The sequence below is a fragment of the Nocardia sp. NPDC058666 genome (genome assembly GCF_042714895.1).
Classification (GTDB): Bacteria; Actinomycetota; Actinomycetes; order Mycobacteriales; family Mycobacteriaceae; genus Nocardia.
Genome location: NZ_JBHXRY010000088.1, coordinates 1 through 1,265 on the forward strand (window position 1 = coordinate 1; position 1,265 = coordinate 1,265).

A 1,265-nucleotide genomic window follows, 5' to 3' on the forward strand; every position below is an offset into this window, starting at 1 on the left:
GTCCAGGACCTCGCCGACCAGCTCCGGGTCGAGTGCCGAGGTGGGCTCGTCGAAGAGCAGCACCTTGGGGTCCAGGGCGAGGGCGCGGGCGATGGCCACGCGCTGCTGCTGGCCGCCGGAGAGCTGCAGCGGATAGGCGTCGACCTTGTCGGCGAGCCCGACGCGCTCCAGCAGCCGGCGGGCCGTCCCCTCCGCCTCCTGACGCGGGCGGCCCAGTACGGCCACCGGGGCCTCGACGAGATTGTCCAGCACCGTGAGGTGCGGGAACAGGTTGAAGGTCTGGAAGACGAACCCGATGCGGGTGCGCTGGCGCCGGACCTCCTTCTCCTTCAACTCGTACAGCTTGCCGCGGGAGCTGCGGTAGCCGATCAGGTCTCCGTCGACGCTGATCCAGCCGCGGTCGACCTTCTCCAAGTGGTTGATGGTGCGCAGGAGCGTGGACTTCCCCGACCCGGAAGGGCCGAGGATGACGGTGACCTCGCCGGGGCGGACCAACAGGTCGACGCCGCGCAGCACTTCCAGTGGCCCGAAGCTCTTGTGGACACCGCGCACCTCGACCATGACGTCACTCATGGATTCCCCCTCATGCGTGCTCGGCCGGGTTGATCTGCGACGTGTCGATCGCGGAGGCGGTGGTGCCCCACTTCTGCAGGATCCGCGCGTAGGTGCCGTTCTTGATGAGCTCGTTGACGGCGGCCTGGAGGGCGGGGGCGAGCGGGGAGCCCTTCTTGAAGGCGAATCCGACGTCGAGGCGGTGGTACTCGCCGAGGAAGGCGGTCTGCGCGGCGGGCTGTGCGGCCTGGTGGCGCAGGCCGTTGATCGTCGACATGACGACGTCGATCCGGCCCTGCTGGAGGGCGGTGGTGACGGCCCCGGTCTCGGAGAAGACCTTCACCTCGTACGGCTTCTTGCCGGCCGCGGCGCAGACGCCCTTCTGCGCGGTGAGGGTCTTCTCGAAGGTCGTGCCCGCGCCGGTTCCGATGGTCAGTCCGCACAGCTGGGTGAGGTCGGAGACCTGTGTGGTCAGGGTGGTGTTGCCGGTCCTGACCGCGAACCCCTGTCCGTCGTTGATGTAGGTGACGAAGTCGATGGTCTTCAGGCGTTCGGTGGTGACGCCGAAGTTGCCGGTGCCGAAGTCGTACTTGCCGCTGCCGAGAGCGGGCAGGATCGTCTCGAAGGAGGCGTCCTGGCGCTCCAGCTTCACGCCGAGGACCTTGGCGACCGCGTCGGCGATGTCGATGTCCTGGCCGGCGGGGGGCTTGTCC

At 68.5% G+C, this 1,265-nt stretch carries 2 protein-coding genes; both read right to left on the reverse strand.

Going from position 1 to position 1,265, the window contains the following annotated elements; translation table 11 throughout:
• The coding region (locus ACFWVD_RS28675) for an amino acid ABC transporter ATP-binding protein (protein ID WP_379248028.1) at nt 1–573 on the reverse strand (573 nt) is incomplete at its 3' end.
• 10 nt (nt 574–583) lie between these two features.
• A partial coding sequence (locus tag ACFWVD_RS28680; protein WP_379248030.1) for an ABC transporter substrate-binding protein occupies nt 584–1,265 on the reverse strand: 682 nt, incomplete at its 5' end.